General features: G+C 72.7%; 11 protein-coding genes. 8 read left to right on the forward strand and 3 right to left on the reverse strand.

What is annotated here, in order from left to right; genetic code table 11:
• Positions 1–229 precede the first annotated feature (229 nt).
• From ABZW32_RS24600 to ABZW32_RS24620, 5 genes are all read left to right on the forward strand, one after another.
• Entirely contained in the window at positions 230–685 is a 456-nt protein-coding gene (locus ABZW32_RS24600; RefSeq protein WP_356219316.1) for a hypothetical protein, read from the forward strand.
• Positions 686–1,115: 430 nt separating this feature from the next.
• On the forward strand, positions 1,116–3,194 hold the full coding sequence (locus ABZW32_RS24605; RefSeq protein ID WP_356219318.1) for a PIG-L family deacetylase: 2,079 nt from the start codon (positions 1,116–1,118) through the stop codon (positions 3,192–3,194).
• Positions 3,195–3,364: 170 nt separating this feature from the next.
• Positions 3,365–3,607 (forward strand): cold-shock protein, encoded by a 243-nt coding sequence (locus ABZW32_RS24610; protein WP_356219321.1) that lies wholly within the window; start codon positions 3,365–3,367, stop codon positions 3,605–3,607.
• Between the two features lie 288 nt (positions 3,608–3,895).
• Entirely contained in the window at positions 3,896–7,783 is a 3,888-nt protein-coding gene (locus ABZW32_RS24615) for a hypothetical protein (protein ID WP_356219323.1), read from the forward strand.
• 101 nt (positions 7,784–7,884) lie between these two features.
• Positions 7,885–8,739: an NmrA family NAD(P)-binding protein gene (locus ABZW32_RS24620; protein ID WP_356219326.1), complete on the forward strand. Its 855-nt coding sequence runs from the start codon at positions 7,885–7,887 to the stop codon at positions 8,737–8,739.
• Positions 8,740–8,753: 14 nt separating this feature from the next.
• Here the strand turns inward: ABZW32_RS24620 and ABZW32_RS24625 are convergent, their stop codons facing one another.
• Complete coding sequence (locus tag ABZW32_RS24625) at positions 8,754–9,200, reverse strand: cupin domain-containing protein (RefSeq protein WP_356219328.1); 447 nt, start codon at positions 9,198–9,200, stop codon at positions 8,754–8,756.
• A 631-nt stretch (positions 9,201–9,831) separates the two neighbouring features.
• Between ABZW32_RS24625 and ABZW32_RS24630 the strand changes: the two genes are divergently transcribed.
• Complete coding sequence (locus tag ABZW32_RS24630) at positions 9,832–11,904, forward strand: transglycosylase domain-containing protein (protein WP_356219349.1); 2,073 nt, start codon at positions 9,832–9,834, stop codon at positions 11,902–11,904.
• A gap of 21 nt (positions 11,905–11,925) precedes the next feature.
• On the opposite strand, the gene ABZW32_RS24635 is transcribed toward ABZW32_RS24630, so the two are convergent.
• Entirely contained in the window at positions 11,926–13,236 is a 1,311-nt protein-coding gene (locus tag ABZW32_RS24635) for a beta-1,3-glucanase family protein (RefSeq protein ID WP_356219331.1), read from the reverse strand.
• A gap of 282 nt (positions 13,237–13,518) precedes the next feature.
• Between ABZW32_RS24635 and ABZW32_RS24640 the strand changes: the two genes are divergently transcribed.
• Positions 13,519–13,983 (forward strand): hypothetical protein, encoded by a 465-nt coding sequence (locus tag ABZW32_RS24640; RefSeq protein ID WP_356219334.1) that lies wholly within the window; start codon positions 13,519–13,521, stop codon positions 13,981–13,983.
• A gap of 288 nt (positions 13,984–14,271) precedes the next feature.
• Here the strand turns inward: ABZW32_RS24640 and ABZW32_RS24645 are convergent, their stop codons facing one another.
• The gene (locus tag ABZW32_RS24645; protein WP_356219337.1) at positions 14,272–16,551 is read right to left on the reverse strand and encodes a hypothetical protein; all 2,280 of its coding nucleotides are present in this window, start codon (positions 16,549–16,551) and stop codon (positions 14,272–14,274) included.
• 401 nt (positions 16,552–16,952) lie between these two features.
• On the opposite strand from ABZW32_RS24645, the gene ABZW32_RS24650 reads away from it, so the two are divergent.
• Entirely contained in the window at positions 16,953–17,843 is an 891-nt protein-coding gene (locus ABZW32_RS24650) for a hypothetical protein (protein WP_356219340.1), read from the forward strand.
• Positions 17,844–17,986: the final 143 nt, after the last annotated feature.

Below are 17,986 nucleotides of genomic sequence, written 5' to 3' on the forward strand. Positions count from 1 at the left end.
GGGCAGGGGCGTTGGGGCAGCCGTTCGGCCGGACAGGACGGGCCCGACGGACCGTCCAGATCCGGACACCACCATTCCGCTTCGCACCGGCGGAGTTGGGCGACACGGCCGGTCTGCGCGAGCCTGACCACCGATCCGGGCGGAGCACGCCGACCGTGCCCGGATACGTGGTCGGGCCTCCGGCCCGCCGACCATCCGTACGGACAACACGTCTTGAAGGAGTTCCCCCTTGGCAAGGACCATTTCCACGGTGACCGCTTCCGCGCTCGTCTGCGGCACCCTGATGTTCTCCGCTCCGCTCGCCGCCGCGGCGCCTTCCGGTACCGCGCCGGCCGACGGCGGCGCGGGGGTACACGTCCGCGTGGACCAGCGGTTCGCGCTCGAAAACCTGGTGGAGTCGTGGATGCCGGGGCGGGGCGGCCCCATGAGAGTGCTGGTGCTCGCCTCGGAGCCGGCCGTCGCCGAGCAGGAGGGCTCCGTGTTCTTCCTCTACGACCCGGTCCGATCGGCTCAGACGGGCCCGATCTGGCTCAGCGGGGACACCGCGGCCACCTCCGTCGACCACTGGAGCGACGTCGCCTTCTCCTACCCCGCTCCCGGCACGAAGCGGCTGGAAGTGCGCTACGGCCTGCCCGGGAACCCTCTGGCGGCGCCGGTCGTCGCCTCGGTCACCGGCACTCGCTGAGGCCCCGGACCAGTCCCCCGCCCGGCCCGTGGGGCCACGCCCCGCGGGCCGGGCGGGTGAGCCGCGTCACCCCCTCGGACCCCCCGACAGGGGGAGGGTGTGCCCCGCGTCACGTCCGTAGTGTCGATTGCGTCAGAGAGGCCGGAAGGCCCCGATGCACGAAGAGGACGACCGGGAAGTCCGCGACATGAGAAGCATGCGCGGCCGTAACGGCAACCGCTCATCCGGACACAAGGTCCGGCGGTAACCAATCCGCGAGTAGACCCGTGCGGCACATCCCGACGTCCCCGAGCGCATCACCGTCCCTCCCCTCCGGACACGGGCCGACCACGCCGCCGAGGCCGTCGGCCGACGACCATCCGATGCCGGATCCTTCGGGCACGCACCCGCCCGCCCACCGGCACGGAACGCGACGGAGAGGACACCCATCGTGAACACCACGCCCTCCCCCGGCCCGGCCGGCCGGCCGAAGACCCGGTTCCTGATCTCCTGCGCCGTCGCGGGCGTCCTCTGCGGGACGGCGGTCTCCGGTGCCTGCCAGGCCGGGGCCTCGCCCCGGACGGCGCCGACCGCCGCCGTCGCCCCGCAGAGCCCCTCAGCCGCCGCTCCCGGGCCGGTCCGAACGGTGGACTTCATCGCACATCCCGACGACGACCTCTATTTCATGAATCCGGACGTCCGGCACTCCATCGCCGACGGCGCGGCCCTGACCACCGTGTACCTGACCTCCGGGGAGGCGGACGGGCGCAACATCGGCGGCCACGAGGAGAAGGTGCTGGCTGCCGAGGGGCGGCTGCCCGCTCCCGACAAGCCGCTGTACGCCGAGGCGCGGCAGAACGGCATCCTGGCCGCCTACGCCCAGATGGCCACCCGCGACCCCGCCAGCCCCTGGCGCCGCTCCGTCATCAGTACGGCCGGCGGGGCGCGGGCCGAGGTCGACGTCCTCGCCGCGAAGCCCTCCGTACAGCTGGTCTGGCTGGAGATGAGGGAGGCGGAGTCGGTCCACGGCAACGCGCCGTGGAGCCTGCACGGCCTGTGGGACGGCCGGACCCGCGTCATCCGCTCCCAGCTCATCGCGGGCAGCCCCGTCACGAAGCCCTTCACCTACACCCGCAGCCAGGTGGTCGCCACCCTCACCGGCCTCCTGGAGAAGTACCGTCCGACCCTGGTCCGGACCCAGGACCCGACTCCGGGCAAGAACCCGAAGGCGGACCACCAGGACCACATCTACGGAGCCCGGTTCGTGCAGGCCGCCCTCGACCGGTACGCCGCCGCCGTGCCGTTCCCGGACCGGCCGCACTTCACGGTCCAGAACTACCTCGGCTACCAGAGCGGCGCCTTCGCCGACGTGCTCGACCCGGCCGCGGCCCGTACGAAACTGGGCTTCCTGAAGACGTACGCCTGGACGGGCCGGCCCGACGACTGCGACAGCACCGCGGGCTGCGGTGACCTCAAGGTGGCGCAGAACCCCTCCGGGTACCACTGGAGCGACGACATCCGCTACGCCCGCGGCAACAGCACCTCGTGGACCGCCGTGACACCGCACGACGGCGACTGGGCGTTCTCCGTCCTGGACGGGCAGATGGCCGCCTGGCACAGCGCCGGCCCGGGCCGCGGCTGGTCCGGACCGGCGCTCCTGCCCGGAACCGGGCTGGACCAGGGCGCCCACGCGGTCGTCCTGCCGGACGGGCGGGTCGCCGTGTTCGCCAGCCGGACGCTCATGGGTTTCGGCTCCGCGGCGGCGCACTACACCCGCGAGCTCGTCTACACGGTGGAGCGGACCGCGGGCGGCGACGCGTTCGCTCCGTGGAACTCCCTCGGCGCGCCCGCGACGGGCAACACGCAGGGAACCCTCGCCTTCAGCGCCCCCGCGGTGACCGTCGGCAAGGACGGGCGACTGAGCGTGTACGTCCGTGACGGCGACTACACCCTGCGGGCACGGACCCAGTCGGGCAGCGGCTGGTCCCCCTGGCGGCGCCTGGGCGGTTCCGGCCTGCACGGCGACCCGGTGGCCGCGACCGCGGCCGACGGCACCGGATACGTCTTCGCCCCCACGGCCGGCTCCGTCCTGGCCTGGACCACGGGCCCCGGCGGGGCGCCGCTGCGGGCGGTCCCCACCGGCCTGCCCGCCACCACCCTGCCGCTGACGGCCGTCGCCGACGGCAACGGCGTCCGGCTGTGGTTCCGCAGGCCGCAGTCGGGCGATGTCCTCACGGCCACCGCGCACACGGGTCCGCGGGGACTGCTGGTCTCCGCCGTCGGCGACCTCGGCGACACGGGCGGCTACGGCCCGGTGACCGGATGCGGCAGCCTCGTCGCGGACCGCGACGGCACCGGCACGCTGGCGGCCGGGGACGGCGCCGGCGACCGGTGGGCGGACGGCGGCCCCGTCTTCGACGGCGCCCCGGCGGCCCTGTGCACGAGCGACGGTCCGTCCGTCGCGGTCATCGGCGCGGACGCGGCCCTCCACATCACCGATTTCCCCGCCGCGGCCTCGGCTTCCGCTTAGGGACCGGGCCGGGGCCGCGCCGCACACCGGCCGCGGGCGCCCGCCAACGGCCCGACCGCGGCTGCCCCATGAGGTGCCCATCCGCCTCTTGTCCCAAATGTCACCCGGCTGGCTCCATGGGAGGCGGTGCACCGAAGCGCCGCCCCATGCCACGGCAACACGGAGACGACATGGCAACTGGCACGGTCAAGTGGTTCAACAGCGACAAGGGATTCGGTTTCATATCCCGTGCCGCCACCCCCGGAAATCCTTATCCCGCCGATGTGTTCGTCCACTACAGCGCCATCGTCGGCAAGGGATACCGTGAGCTCGTGGAGGAAGAGCCCGTGTCCTTCGACGTCGAGAACGGGCCCAAGGGTCCTCAGGCGGTCAACGTCGTCCGCACCTCCCGCGACAAGCAGAAGCCGGGCTGACTCCCGCGTCCCCCCGGGAGGGTCCGGTCGCAGGGCCTCCTGCCCGACGGGACCGGACCAGGATGGCGGAACGTGCGGCCGAAGCACGAACGGCCGCACCGAGAGGCGGACTTGTGGGCGCCCTCCGCCCACCGTAGGGCCGGGGCGGCACGGAGCGGAATTCCACTTCCTGGCTCACATCCACTGCGGGCGAACGGCGTGCTGCCCACGTCAAGCCGGTAATGGTTGCGCCAGGGGTCCGGCGCCCGGCCCGGAGGCGGCACCATGACGACGGAAGGATCATCCGACATGAGCATCCGATCGACCACGGACGCCGGTGCGCAGGCGATCGGTCCACAGCCGGGATCGGTCGTCTCGTCGAGCCTGCTGATGCAGGACTGCCTGGCGCCGGGCGGAGTGGACGCCGCGGCCGGGGAGAACCGGATCGCCCTGTTCGCGAACCCGTTCGCGAACGGCGCGGAGGAAGCCCTCGTCATCAGCGCCGAGGGTGTCCTGACCTGGCTGCGGCGCTCGGAGAACACCGGATCCGGGTGGGAGCAGACCCCGGCCCTCCTCTCCGGCACCTCGGCCCCGGTGCGGGCGCAGGAGGTCGTGGTCGTCGTCCACCCCTTCGACCTGAGCGTGTGGGCGCTGTACACCAGTCCGCCGGGCGACGGCGCCTGCACGCTGGCGGCCGCGCGGCTGACCGGGACGAGTGCGAACGGGCTGACGGCGAGCCGGTGGCAGGCGGCGGATCCCCTGGTGTCCCCGGTCCCGGTCGTCGGCATCTCGAAGCTGCGGCTCTTCTACGACGGGACCACCCCGCACGTCTTCGGCCTCAACCCGGTCGGCGACCACTTCTGGCACATACGCGCCGGAAGCGCCCGTACGACCGTCCCGGCCTTCGAGGTGAGCACCCCCTCGATCCCGGTCCTGGCACCGGGCGCCGACTACGTCGGCCTCGCCGGTCCGTCCTCGTGGACGCTGTTCGTCCAGCAGGGTGAGGACCTGGTGAGGATCGACGCCGGCGGCACCCCCTGCGTCATGGCCTCGGACGTGGCGCAGTTGGTGGGCGCCTACCAGGGACCCCCGGTCTACTACGGGGGCATCGGTTTCGGGGTGGTCCATCTGGACACCTCCGGCGGGCTCGTCACCACGAACGTGCTGAACACCGATCAGGGACCGGGCTGGTACAGCAACGTCACACCGGGGCTGGGCTTCTCCACGGCGCGCGCGTGGGCGGACGCCAACCGGATGCTGCACGTCTACGGACTGGACTCCGTCGGCACCCTCCAGGTCCTGCACCAGAGCAGCTGGGCGAACGGCGGACCGGCCTGGTCGCAGACCTCGACCGCCACGGGTGCGCCGGCGCCGATGGCGGTACGCATCCGGCCCGGCGTCCTGGAGTACGCGCTCGACCCCTTCCCCGACTCCCTGCCCAACCAGCTGATCAGGCAGGATGACGCCTCGGCGGCGAACCAGTGGTGCGTGGCCGGCCAGGACCTGCTGTCGGCCCGGTGGTCGCAGGAGTCTGTGCGGCTGCCGGTGACGGACGCCCCGGCCCCGGTCACCCACTACGTCTCCGACATCACGCTGCTGGACACGGCGGGGGTCGCGATGCCGGGCCGGACCCTGAACGTGTCGGCGCAGTCCAGGGTGGAGCTCGTCTCCGACGGGGTCTCGTACCTCGTGGGGCCCGAACGCGCCGCCCGGCTGACCACCAACGCCCTGGGCCGGATCACCGTCGCGACCGCCGCCCGGTCCCTTGCTCCACCGGCCCTGCGCGTCGACGCTCCCGGACTCGCCGACGGCGTGTCCGTCCAGCAGGCGTCCGGCGTCCACGGATTCCTCTCCGGGACCGGCTCCCTGGCCTCCCGGGACGCCCCGTTCAGTGGTGCGTCCCTGCTCGCCGCCCGGACGGACGCAGGGCCGGTGGTCGCTCCGGGCACGACCTCGCAACAGGCCGACGGTGTCGTCGCGGCGGTGCGCAACGCCCTGGCGGCGGGGACCGGGCAGCCCCTCACCGCGCGCCCGCCCGGAAGCGCCCCGGGCCGGCGCTCTCCCGTGCACGGCTGCGCCGTCGGCCGGCTGCCGCGCACCGGCCTCGGCTACGTGGAGTTCGCGACCCCGGACGAGGCGCGGGCGTACCTCGCGGCGGTCCGGGCCCTGCCGGAATACGGCGGGATCTGGGAGGAGTTCGCCGATTTCGCGAGTGATGTGTGGGAGGGCATCCGCAACGGCGTGATCGAGGTCTGCAACGCGTTCGTCACCGGTGACGTCGGCAAGGTGTTCATCCTGCTCGGCGAGAAGATCGTGGAACTCGCCGACTTCGCCATCGACGACTTCGACAGCGCGGTGCACCTGGCCGAGGCCGCGCTCCGCACGGTGGTGCAGGACATCGGCCGGGTGGCGGACTGGCTGAAGGCCGTGTTCGACTTCGGCGACATCTGGGACACCAAGAAGGCCCTGGAGTCGGCGACCTCTGAGGTCATGCCCCTCTGCGCGGCGACGTTCCGGCACTTCGAAGGGCTGGCCGACGACTGGTTCTCCGGCAGGAGGGCCGAGGTCACCGCCGAGTTCACGGCGCTCAAGGAGCGGTTCGCCCAATCCAGGGCGGGTGACTTCGCCAACGTCCAGCCGCTGCCCGCGACCGCCGCGGGCACCGTGCCCGCCGTCCGGGACCTGACGCAGGATCCGCAGGCCGCCTGGCTGCTCAACCGGGTCATCGCCGCCTCGGGCGTGCCGGGCGCCGCCTTCCCCTCCCCGGCCGCCGACTCACCGCTGACCGCAGCCTTCGACGAGTTCCGCACGAAGGTGGACGCCACTTCCCTGGTCGCGGACCTGACCGCGGCCCTCGGGGACGTCGCCGCGGCCTGCGCCGCACTCTTCGACCCGGCCGATCCCGGCATGGCGCGGACCACCGCGGTGGCAGGTCTGCTGGAGGCGTTGGAGCAGGTGGCGCTGGCGGCCCTGGACGTGCTCGACGCGCTGGTCGACGGCCTGCTCTCGGTCCTCGCGGACATGGCGCTCGGCTTCGCCGACCTGCTGTCGGTGCCCCTCGACCTGGGCCCCGTCAACACCCTCTACACCTGGGTCCAGACCGAGGCCGGGATCGCCGTGCCCGAGCCGCTGACCGTCGGCGGGATGTCCCACCTCGTCGGCGCCTTCTTCCTCACCACGACGTACAAGGTGTTCCACGGCGCCGACTCGGCACCCTTCCCCGGCGGAGTCTTCCCGGCCCTGCCGGTCCCGCCCTGGCAGAGCGGTGGAGTCCCGGGGGAGGGCGGGGACGCGGTCGGGAGCGCGGCGGACCTGCACCGCCTCCAGGCGGTCTGCGCGGGTCTGGGAATCCTGGACTCGATCGCGAGCCTGTACGGGGACCTGGCCATCATGTGGGAATCGCGGAGCGACTGCGTCGGCACGTCCACGGCGGTGATCGCCACCGCCGCCCAGGTGTTCTCCGGCGTGATCGGCAGCGTTCCCCCGGTCGCGGGCAGGGCCTGGGCGGGCCCGGCGAGCGGTGCCCTCACCGCACAGGCGGCCCAGGTCTGCCTTTCGGGCGCGACACTGTACGCCCACATGGCGGGCGACGCGACCGCCGACACCGCGTGGTTCCAGAACCTCTCCGACGGGAAGGTCGGCCCGGTCCTCACCACGACGCTGGGGCTCGTCCAGCTCGTCTGCCTCGCGGCCGACGACTCCGCGAGCGGCGCCGGGGCCTACGGCTGGGCCGTCGACGTGCTCTCGTGCATCAGCGGTGTCGACTCGGTCCTCCGCCTCAAGACCACCGACGCCGACGAATCCTTCCCGGTCCGCGTCGGCGCCACCGCCGCCCTCAACGTGCTCACCAATCTCTCCGGCACCGTCATGGGCCTGACGGCGGCGCTGGGAGCCGCCCCGGCCATCGACTTCGATCCGGGGCGGCCGTTCCAAGGCACGGTCGGACGACCCGTCACCGGCATCGACATCAGCCGGTTCGCGGCGGGCGGCGACCAGGCGTACAACAGCCCCCTCGACGGCTACGCGTTCTCCGGACCCGCCGTGCCGGGCCTCGCCGTCGACCCGCACACCGGTCAGGTCACCGGCACTCCGACGACGGCCGGCACCTTCTCCGTCGCCTTCACCGTCTCCGACAGCAGTGCCCCTCCGCTGACGTCCGTGCCCGCGGTGACCCAGTTCGTGATCACGGCGCCGTAGCGCACCGCCTCGCGGCGACCGTGGGCGCGGCCGATGCGGGATGCACCCCGAAAGGGGTAATAGTCCGATATCTTGCAATTCGCTCGAAGGAAGGCATCGACATGATCCTGGTCACCGGAGCCACCGGAATGTTCGGCAGCCGCATCGCCAACAGGCTCGCCGAAGAGGGCGTACCCGTGCGGGCCCTGGTCCGCGACCGCGCCAAGGCCGAACGCCTCCTGGCGGCGGAAGTGGACGTCGCCGTCGGCGACATGGACGATCCCGCGACCCTGCCCCCGGCGCTGGACGGCGTCGGCACCGTCTTCCTGGTGTCGCCGATGGACGAGCACGTCTACACGCGGGAAAGGGCCGTGATCGACGCGGCCGGGGCGGCGGGTGTCCGCAGGATCGTGAAGCTGCACGGCTGCGTCCGCCACGACGGCGACCCCCTCGACGAGCTCCACCAGGCGTCCATCGCCGCCCTGCGGGCCAGCGGTCTGGAGTGGGCGCTCGTGTCGCCCAACTCGGTGATGGAGACGAGCCTGTTGCCGCATGCGGACGCGGTCCGTGACAGTGGGGAGCTCTGGGCCTGTGCCGGCGACGGCCGGGTGGGCTTCGTCGCCGCCGACGACGTGGCCCGTGCCGCCGCCGCGGTCCTGACCTCCGACGGGCCGTCCGGGAAGAACTACGAGATCACCGGGCCGCAGGCGCTGTCCATGACCGACATCGCCGTATGCGCCTCGGCGGCCCTGGGACGGCCGGTCGCCTACCACGACGTTCCCGAGGCGGACTTCCGCGCCCTGCTGGTGGGCATGGGGCTGTCGCCGCAGGAGGCGGACTTCGGCGTGATCCTCCACATGCGTGCCTGGCGTGAGGGGAAGGCGGAGCTGGTCACCGGGACGTTCGAGAGCCTGACGGGTTCCGAGCCCACCCCGGTACGGGAATGGTTCGACCGGTACCGGCAGGCGTTCGTCTGATACCGCCGGTGTCGTCAGGCCGCCGCCGGGCCCTGAGCCCCGTCGCCCGGGGCCGCGACGGGCAGGGGCAGCGCCAGTGCCCCGCTGACCGGACTGACGTGGGTGACGTACATGACCACCGGCTCGTCCCCGTCGTTGCGGCCGAGGTGGGCATGGATCATCCCGGCGGGTTCCAGGAAGGAGGTACCGGCCGGCCGGACGTCGACGCGGCCGATCGCGTCGTAGTGGGTGAGGCTTCCGCGCACCACCGTGACCAGCACGTCGGCGGGGTGGTAGTGCCAGCCGGTCTCGAAGCCCGGCGGGATCACGATCCGCTGGACCACCGTGCGGGAAGGACCGCCGCGCGTCGGCGGCTCGAAGCACGGGCCGACGCCGCCGAGCCCCGGGATCCCGGTTTCGACGGGGTCGGCGCACACCTCCTGGATCGTCGCCGAGGTCTGCCGGTTCTGCCTGCCGGTCAATCGAGTCACTTCCTTCTGTTCCGGCGGTCCCCCCCGGGAAGGACCGGGTGGGGGACCGAGGGGCGGTGCGTCCAGGGTGCTCCGCGTCACCGGCCGATGCGGTCCACCGTTCGGCCCACGCGACGGATGGTCCCGGGGCGCCGTTGCCGTCCCGCACGGGAGCAGCGAGGCAGGAACGGTCGGACGGGCGGGACGGTCCGGATCCGCGCGGCCCGACCGGCCTGGCCCAACCGGCCCGGCAGCGCGCGCCCCGGGACGAGGCCGCCGGGGGACCGCGCGCACACCCGGTACCGGCTCCGATCGGTGGATGGGGCGGCCGGTCCGCGACTGATTGGCTGCTGTGGTCCCGGCACCCTGCGCGGTTGGCACCGGCCGGGTCCACCCCGCCCCGGCCGGTGCGAACCGGCGCGGGCCCGCGACACCCCGCAAGGACCACCCGATGACCCACGACACACCGCCCCGGAACAACGGGAGAAGGCTCTGGCTCCCGCGCTGGAACCGGCGCCGCCGCGCCGCGCCCCCCCGGCCCCGCCGTACAGGCTGGCGCCGCTGGATCCCCCGATGGCCCTGGGTGCTCGGCACCTCGCTCGGTCTGCTCGTGGCGGGCATAGGCGCCGTGATCACCGGCTACATGGTGGTCGACGTGCCCGACGCGGCGAACGCGGCCGCCACCGCGCAGAGCAACGTCTTCCTCTACTCCGACGGGTCCCTGCTGGCCCGCACCGGCGAGTTCAACCGTCAGAACATCCAGCTCTCACAGGTGCCCAAGAGCGTGGCGGAGGCCGTACTGGCCGCGGAGGACCGGGGGTTCTACACCGAACCCGCCATCGACCCGCAGGCGATGCTGCGCGCCGCCTGGAACATGGCCACCGGCGGCCCCGCCCAGTCCGGTTCCACCATCACCCAGCAGTACGTCAAGAACACCTACCTCGGCCAGGAACAGACCCTCACCCGCAAGGCCAAGGAGCTGATCATCGCGGTCAAGCTGGGGAACGAGGAGTCCAAGCAGGACATCCTCCAGGGGTACCTCAACACCAGCTACTTCGGGCGCAACGCGTACGGCATCCAGGCCGCCGCCCAGGCCTACTACGGCAAGAACGCCTCGCAGCTGACCACGGCCGAAGGCGCGTACCTGGCCACGCTGCTGAACGCCCCGAGCGCACTCGACGTGCGGACCAATCCGGACGCCCGGCCGCAGGCCGTGGCCCGGTGGAACTACGTGCTCGACGGCATGGTCAAGGAGCACTGGCTCGACCAGCACGAACGGGCCGCCATGGCTTTCCCCGATCCCATCGACCCGACACCGCCGTCCGGACTGTCGGGACAGCGCGGCTACCTGGCCAAGGCCGCCGAGCAGTACCTGCTGGACAACAAGGTGGTGACGAAGGACGAGCTGGCGCGCGGCGGCTACCAGATCACGACCAGCATCGACAGGAAGCGCGAGGACGACTTCGTGCGGGCCGTCCAGGAGAACGTGAACTCCAAGCTCGACCCGGCACGGGCGGCGGACCGCAACGTGCGCGTCGGCGGGGTGTCGATCGATCCGGCGACGGGCCGGGTGGTCGCCCTGTACGGCGGCATCGACTACACCAAGCAGTTCGTCGACAACGCCACCCGGCACGACTCCACGGTCGCCTCCACCTTCAAGCCGCTGGTGTTCGTCTCGGCCCTGGCCAACCGCTCGCACACCCAGGACGGTCAGCCGATAGGCCCCGACACGATCTACAACGGTGACAGCAAGACACCGGTCAAGGGCTCGCCCGTGCCCTACGCGCCGGAGAACGAGGACGATGTGTCGTACGGTCCCATCACCGTCAGCACGGCCACGGACAAGTCGGTGAACTCGGTGTTCGCGCAGATGGCCGTCGACGTGGGGCCGGCCAAGGTGAAGGCGACCGCCGTGGCCATGGGCCTGCCGGACGACCTGTCCTCCTTCGGCGCCGACCCGTCGATCGCCCTCGGCGTCGCCCAGGCGAGCGTCCTCGACATGACGCAGGCGTACGCGACGATGGCCGCGCACGGGAAGCACATCCCGTACACCCTGGTCGACTCGGTCACCCGTGGCGGGGAGAAGCTGAGCCTGCCCGACCGGGAAGCGGTCCAGGCGGTGCCCCGGGAGGCGGCGGACACCGCGACGGCCATGCTCCGGGGAACGGTCGCCAACGGCACCGCCAAGGCGGCCGGCCGGATCGGACGGCCGACGGCCGCAAAGACCGGCACGGCGGAGAACGACCAGGCGGCGCTGTTCGCCGGGTACACCCCCGACCTGGCGACGGTCGTCTCCGTCATGGGCCAGGACCCGGACAGCGGGCAGCTGCGCCCCCTGTACGGGGCGCTCGGCCTCGAGAGGGTCAGCGGCGGTGGGCCGCCGGGCGCGGTGTGGGCCGCCTACACCAAGAGCGCCCTGGAGGGCAGCGCCGCGGTGCCCTTCGACCTGAAGATGATGAGCGGCATCACCCCGACTCCGCCGCCCACGACCCCGCCGCCCACGACTCCGCCGCCCAGAAGGACACCGCCGCCGACGACACCGCCGCCGACGCGCACGACGCAGCCGCCGTCGGGCCCGACCGCGACCACCGGTCCCGACCCGACGCCGCCGGCCACCGGCGGGCCGGACGACGGCCCGTCGCCCCCCGCCCCGCCGGACGGCGGCGGAAACGACCCGGGGTTCCCCGACGACGGCGGGGGAGCCGGCACCGGGTGAACGCGGCCGGGTGCCGTCGGCTCAGCCGACGGTGAGCTTCAGGCTCGTCGGTGCGTCGGAGTTCGGGAGGATCATGACCGAGCTCCCGTCGTGGACGTCGTCGTAGGGAAAGGCGTAGGCGAGGCCGTCGAGGCTGATGGAGTGGAAGAAGGCCGCGTAGTCGTTGAAGGGGACCCCGGTGTCCCTGGCGTAGTACCGCGAGGCGTCCGACCAGGTGGCGGTGTCGTTCAGCGCCACGCCCCGGTTGAAGGCGGCGCACAGGCGGGCCTCGACGAACTTCTCGGTGTCGCTGCCCGTGGCGAGTGAGCCCGAGCAGGCCGCAACGTCCGCCGTCGAGGGCTTGTCGACGTGGCCCGTGTCCACCGCCACCTCCTCGTTCCCCTCCTTCCGGAACGTGGTGAAGGCCAGCTGCGAACGGCCGTCGGCGCCCGCCCGCACACCGCCGCGGTAGGTGGTGTCACCGTCGGTCAGGGCGAACCCCGAGGCCCACCTGTCCCACGCCTCGTCCACCGTGGCGTCGAAGTAGTGCGCGGAGGCTCCGCCGGGCCGGAAGTCCGCGGAGGACCGGGGAGCGGTGATGTGGGTGCCCGGCGCGTCCAGCAGCTTCTTGAAGGCCGGACCGACGTCGGGGGAGTTCTCGTACTCCTCGATGACGGCCCCGGCCGTCCTGCCCGCGATGCCGACCTTCCGGTCGAAGTGCGACGCGCCCTGTTTGAGTTCGGCGGTCATCGAGACGGAGAAGCCGTCGACCTGGGTGGTGTTGCCGCCGAAGGCGATCCTTCCGTGTGCGTAGGTGAACTCGAAGAAGTCGTAGCGGGTGTCCCGGTTGGGGTCCCGGGGGTTGTTGCGGTCGGGCTGGCCGTACCCGGAGTCGTCGTGCCGGCCGGACCCGTTCTGCGCCGCGTCCATGTACAGCGGCCGGTCGGAGACGAAGATCCGGCCGCCCTCCATGTGCGGGGGAAGGGTGATGCCGTTGGCGCCGCCGGCGACCTTGAAGGACATCTTCGGATAGGCCTTGCCGTCCTTGTGGTCCGCGGCCCGGTCGCCGTCGGCGGGGTGGTGGACGGGGGCGGTCGTGCCGTCGGGCTTCACGAAGGAGTAGTGGCCCGGGGTCACCTGGCCGACGACGGTGAGGTAGAGGTCCTTGCCCGAGGGGTTGTCGACCGTGAGGGGGAAGGATCCGGCCGGGCCCGCCACCGGGGCGGCGGCACGGGCGAGGGTGGCGCCGGCGATCGAGGCGGTCGGCAGGGTGAGGAGGGCGGCGGCGCAGGCCGTGGCCCGCAGGGCCGTGCGCCGCCGGCCGGACCGCCGGGCGAGAAGTCGGGAGTTCATGTCGTCCTTCGCTTCGAATGGCTTGGGCAGCGTCCCATGATGGTGCCGCCCGATCGGACAAAAGTGCCCAGAAGGGCATACACGGGGTCGTCTTCATCGGTCCGATGGGGCATCGCGGGTTCCTTACGGGCGCGCGCCGAGCCGGGAAAGGGGCCCGTCCACCTGCGCGTTGGGGTGCCCCGCGGGGCCGGACGCGCCTGCTCGGCCGCCCTAGTGTGGCCGCAGGTCCGCAACCGCACGGGACCACCGCGGGACCACGTGATCCCTACGAGGAGGACGCAGATGTCCCAGAGCTCCGACTGGCTCGGCAGGCTGTTCCCCCAGGACGCGGAGCTGCTCGACTGGTCCGCTTGCGCGCCGCTCGTCGGCGGGGCGGGTTCCGCAGGGCTCACCCTCCACGGCGTACTGAAGTTCTCCGATGTCGACCTCGCCCTCGAAGCGGAGATCGACGCGGTACGGGAGGGCGCGGGCTGGACCGCCGTCGCGATCCGCCTCGCCCAGGATCCCGGCTGGGAGGACAGCACGTGGAACCGTCCCGAGCAGGATCCGCGCGCCTCGTCGGACGCCAAGGACCGGGTGCCGCGCATCCGGCTCCTGGCGCGCTTGAACCTGTTCCTCCTCGAAGTCCCGTACGCGTACGAGGAGGAGTACGTCAGTCCGCTCCACCAGGAGGGCCGGGTGGACTTCGAGGCGGTGGGCGCCGGGGAGCTGAACGAGGCGCTCCAGGACGCGCTCCGCGACATCTGATCCGGCCCCGGCGAGCGGCGGCCCGGTGTGCCCGTCCAGGGGTGCCGGGGCTGCGGTGCGGCCCGCCCCGTCCCGGTTCCCGGCCGGGCGGCCCGCGCGCCGCGGGCCGCCCGGAACCGTCCACGGCCCACCGGAGGGGGCGTCCGGGGACCGTCGGAGCTCCCGCCGGTCCATGCCGTGTCCCCGGGCGGGAGCCCTTTCCCATCCTCCGCCTCGAAGGCCCCGGGCACAGCGGCGGTTCGGGCAGCTGATCGGGCAGGGGGCTCCGCCGCGTGCCGTCGAGGGCCGTCAGCGGTCCCGGCCGCCGCCGAAGAAGAAGCGGCGCACGGTGGAGCCGACCGAGGAGGCGGAGCGCTGCCGGTGCCTGCGGCGGCTCGGCGGGGCGGGATCCCGCCGGCTCCCGCCCCTGCGCCCGGCCCCTCGCCCGGCCGTCGCGCCACCCGGCCGGGACGTGCCGCGCGGGGCCCCGGCGCCGCGGCCCGCCGCCGCCTCGGACTCCTCCCGCACGTCCTCCGCCAGGTTGCGGGCGGAGCGGCGCAGTTCCTTCTTGCCGTCCTCGATCAGGAACCTGAGGACGGCGGGAGACTCCTCGGGCAGGGGGTGCCCGGCGGCGGCCCAGGTGGAGGGCCACTCGGGGCCCATGAGCCCGAGGACCGTGCGGACCGCCTCCAGTACGCCGAGCAGCCGGGCCACGGCGTCGCGGTAGGCCTCGCCGTCGGTGGCCCGGTGCTCGTACAGCCGCGCGACGGCGGCGGCCCGGTCGCGGAACTCGGGGTAGCCGTCACGCAGCACGGAGCTCGCCCGCCAGGTCTCCAGCGCGGTCAGCGGGCGGGCGAAGGCGCTCGCCGGCCAGCCCTCCGCGGCCATCGCACCGACGAGCGCCCGCAGCTCGGCGAGGCCCGGCAACGTCAGCGGGGCCGGCGGCTTCGAGCGTTTGGGGAGGCCTGCCCGCACGGCTCGCAGGGCGGAGTTGCCCGGAGCCGCAGGCCTGCCCATGTTGGGGCTGCGCGTGCTGCCCTCCCAGTTGAGGAACGTGCGCAGTTCCCGGCGCTCGGCCTCCAGCATCTGCCAGCCCAGGCGCATCATGGCCCCGTAGGCGGTGGGGCCCTGGGCGGGCATCGCGTCCTCGTCGTCCCCCCATCCCGGCCAGCGGTCCTCAAGGGTGAACAGCTGCTCGGAGTAGCGGCGCAGCACCTTCTGGGCCTGGCGCAGTGCGAGGTCGTAGTCCCTTCCCGTGATGTTCCGGGCCTGGAAGCCGACGACGTAGTGCGCCGTGCGCACCGCCGTGGACGCGAGGTCGGGACACGCCTCGTGCAGTTCGTTCAGGCGGGCGAGACGTTCGGCGTTGTTCAGCGGGTCGGCGAAGGTCTCGCTGTGGCACCTGGTCCTGCCCATCGCCCAGGCGAAGTTGACGAGGTTGGCCATGACCTGGGCCACCGCCGCCTCCTCGCGCCCCCCTCCCTGCCGGGCGGCGGCCCCGGGGTCGCCGCCCTGGGGGGCCCGGACGATGCGGCGAACGGAGCGCCGCAGGTCCTGGCAGCCGAGGCGGATCATGTGGGCGAAATGGTCGGGGCCGGTGCCGTCGTCCAGGTTCCAGCCTTCGGGCCAGCGCTCCATCGCGCCGAAGCGGGAGCCGATCCGGTGCAGTTCGGCGCGCAGCGCGGCGACGCTCCGGCAGGCCTCACCCCTGGAGTGGGCGGCGGCGGGCTCCAGCGCCGCGTCCGCCCGGGCCGCCGCTTCGGCGAGGGAGCCCAGCGAGGGCAGGGCCGCCCAGTGGTGTGCGTAGCGCGCGGGAGTGGAGAGCTGGGTCAGGGTGATCGCGCCGGAACGCACGGCGTTCACCAGGCCTTGTACCGCCTCGTCGAGCTCGGGCGCCTCCTCCTCGGCGGGCGCCGCACGGCCGCTTTCACCGGGCGGATCCGCCGTCCAGCCCGGCGTGTCGTCCGGCGGCGGGGCCGCTCCCGCGTGTTCGACGTACATCCAGCGTCCGGCGGTGCCGTCGTAGCCGCACCAGTGCCGTTCGCCGTAGCGGCTCAGTGCCCGGAAGCGGGGCGGGCGGCGCTCCCAGCGCGCCGACTCCCCGGGGCGGCCCTCGCTGCGGACGTACACCTGGGTGTCGGACCGGGTGTCGAGGGCGCACCAGATGTCGCCGTCCCATGGGGTGATCCCGGTGTAGCGCCGCTCCGGCCGGGCGGCGGGAGCCGCGGAGGGGTTCGCGGGGGCAGTCCCGGAGGCCCCCGGGAGTACCCGCTCCTGCTCCCACAGCCGGCCCGCCGCCGTCAGCAGGGCTTCGGCCTGCTCGTTCTCGTCCCCCATGACGCGCAGTTCGGTCAGCACGAAGGCCCGCAGGCTGTCGGGGTCCTGGAACCCGAGCAGCAGGTTGTCGACGTCCTCCTGGGAGACGCTCCTGCGCGCGGCCTCCTGGGCGATGGAGCTCCAGGGAGCGGGGCTGTTCTCGCAGGCGCCGCGGAAGTCGGGATCCCCCAGCAGCCTCATCAGCTCTCGCTGCCGGTCCGTCAGGCGATCGAGAGCCGCCACGTCGACCCCGAGGTACGACCTGCCTTCCACGCACGCTCCCTGTCCGACTCCGGCCCCGTACGCGGCACGATAGGCCGTTCCCGCCGAAGCCGGTAGCGCGGGCGGGACAGTGAATCGGCCACACGTCACTGCCCGGAAAGGCAGACGCCGGCGGATACGCCGGAACCACTGGACATTCGGGCTGAATTCCCGGACGCCTCCACCGATCGGACCCCCTGATCGGACATTGTTCCCGGGTCTTTGGTCCCTAATGTTCCAACAAAAGAATCTCCATGAAAATACCCGCACAAGCCCTTTGACCTGCACTTTTTAACAAAAGGTCTTTCGATGTCGACCTATCGGGCGTGTAGGAAGCACCGGAACCGAACCCGGAAGAATGGCACTCATGGCTGGCGTGCCGGAAATCGTCCGGCCCACAGGAGGGTTTCACCATGCGCAAGGCACTCATCATTTCGGCGCTCGCTGCCACCGCGGCAATGGCCATCGGCTCCCCGACCGCCGCTTTCGCGGCCGACGCAACTCCGACCGCCGTGGCAAGCCCTCAGGCGTCCCAGTCGCCGTCGGACAAGGAGAATTCCGTCACCCTGGACAAGTCGACGGCTCGTCCCGGTGACACGGTGAAGACCACGCTCCACGGACCGGCGCTGACCGACGTCAAGGTCACCGGCGAGGTCCTCACCAACACCTCGGTCTTCCAGAACATCTACGGCCAGGGGACCGTGGCGGCGAACGCCAAGCCGGGCCAGCACAAGGTGACGATGACGGGCAAGGACGCGAACGGCAAGGAGGTCTCGGTCAGCACGACGCTCACCGTCAGCGACGGGACCCCGGCCGACACGGGCACCCTGACGATGACCCCGGGCGAAGGCGCGGCCGGCAGCAAGGTCGGCCTCTCGCTGAAGATCGGCAAGGGCACCCCGCCCAAGGGCGTCACCGTGAACTCCAAGGCCTTCGGCGGATCCGTCAACCTGACCCAGGGCAAGGACGGCGTCTGGTCCGGCACGGCAAAGGTCGCCGAGGTGAAGAACGGCGACTACGACGTGGCCGCCGTCAGCAACATCCCGGGCACCAAGGCGTTCGCCACGGGCAAGTTCAAGGTGAACAGCAAGACGCCGGTCACGCCGCCGACCCCGATCCCCAGTGAGAGCCCGGTCCCGAGTGAGGGCCACGTCATCCCGAAGGGCTCCGTGAACACGGGTATGTCCCCGGCGGGGTCCTCCACCCCCACGGCGGAGATCGTCGCGGGCGGTGCCGCCGCGGCCGCGGCGGCGGGAGCCCTGGCCCTGGCCCTGCGCAAGCGCACCCGCGGCAACAACGGCTGAGCCAGGCCCTTCCAGGGCCCTTCCACGGGTCCGTCCGCACCGGGCACCGCTCCGCGGCGGTGCGGAACTCGTTCACGGCGTAGGTGGTTTCCCAGGCGAAGTTAAGCGCGAGCGCGGCGACGGGCATCGCGTACGTCCGGTCC

Source organism: Streptomyces sp. NPDC004667 (assembly GCF_040609475.1).
Taxonomy (GTDB): domain Bacteria; phylum Actinomycetota; class Actinomycetes; order Streptomycetales; family Streptomycetaceae; genus Streptomyces.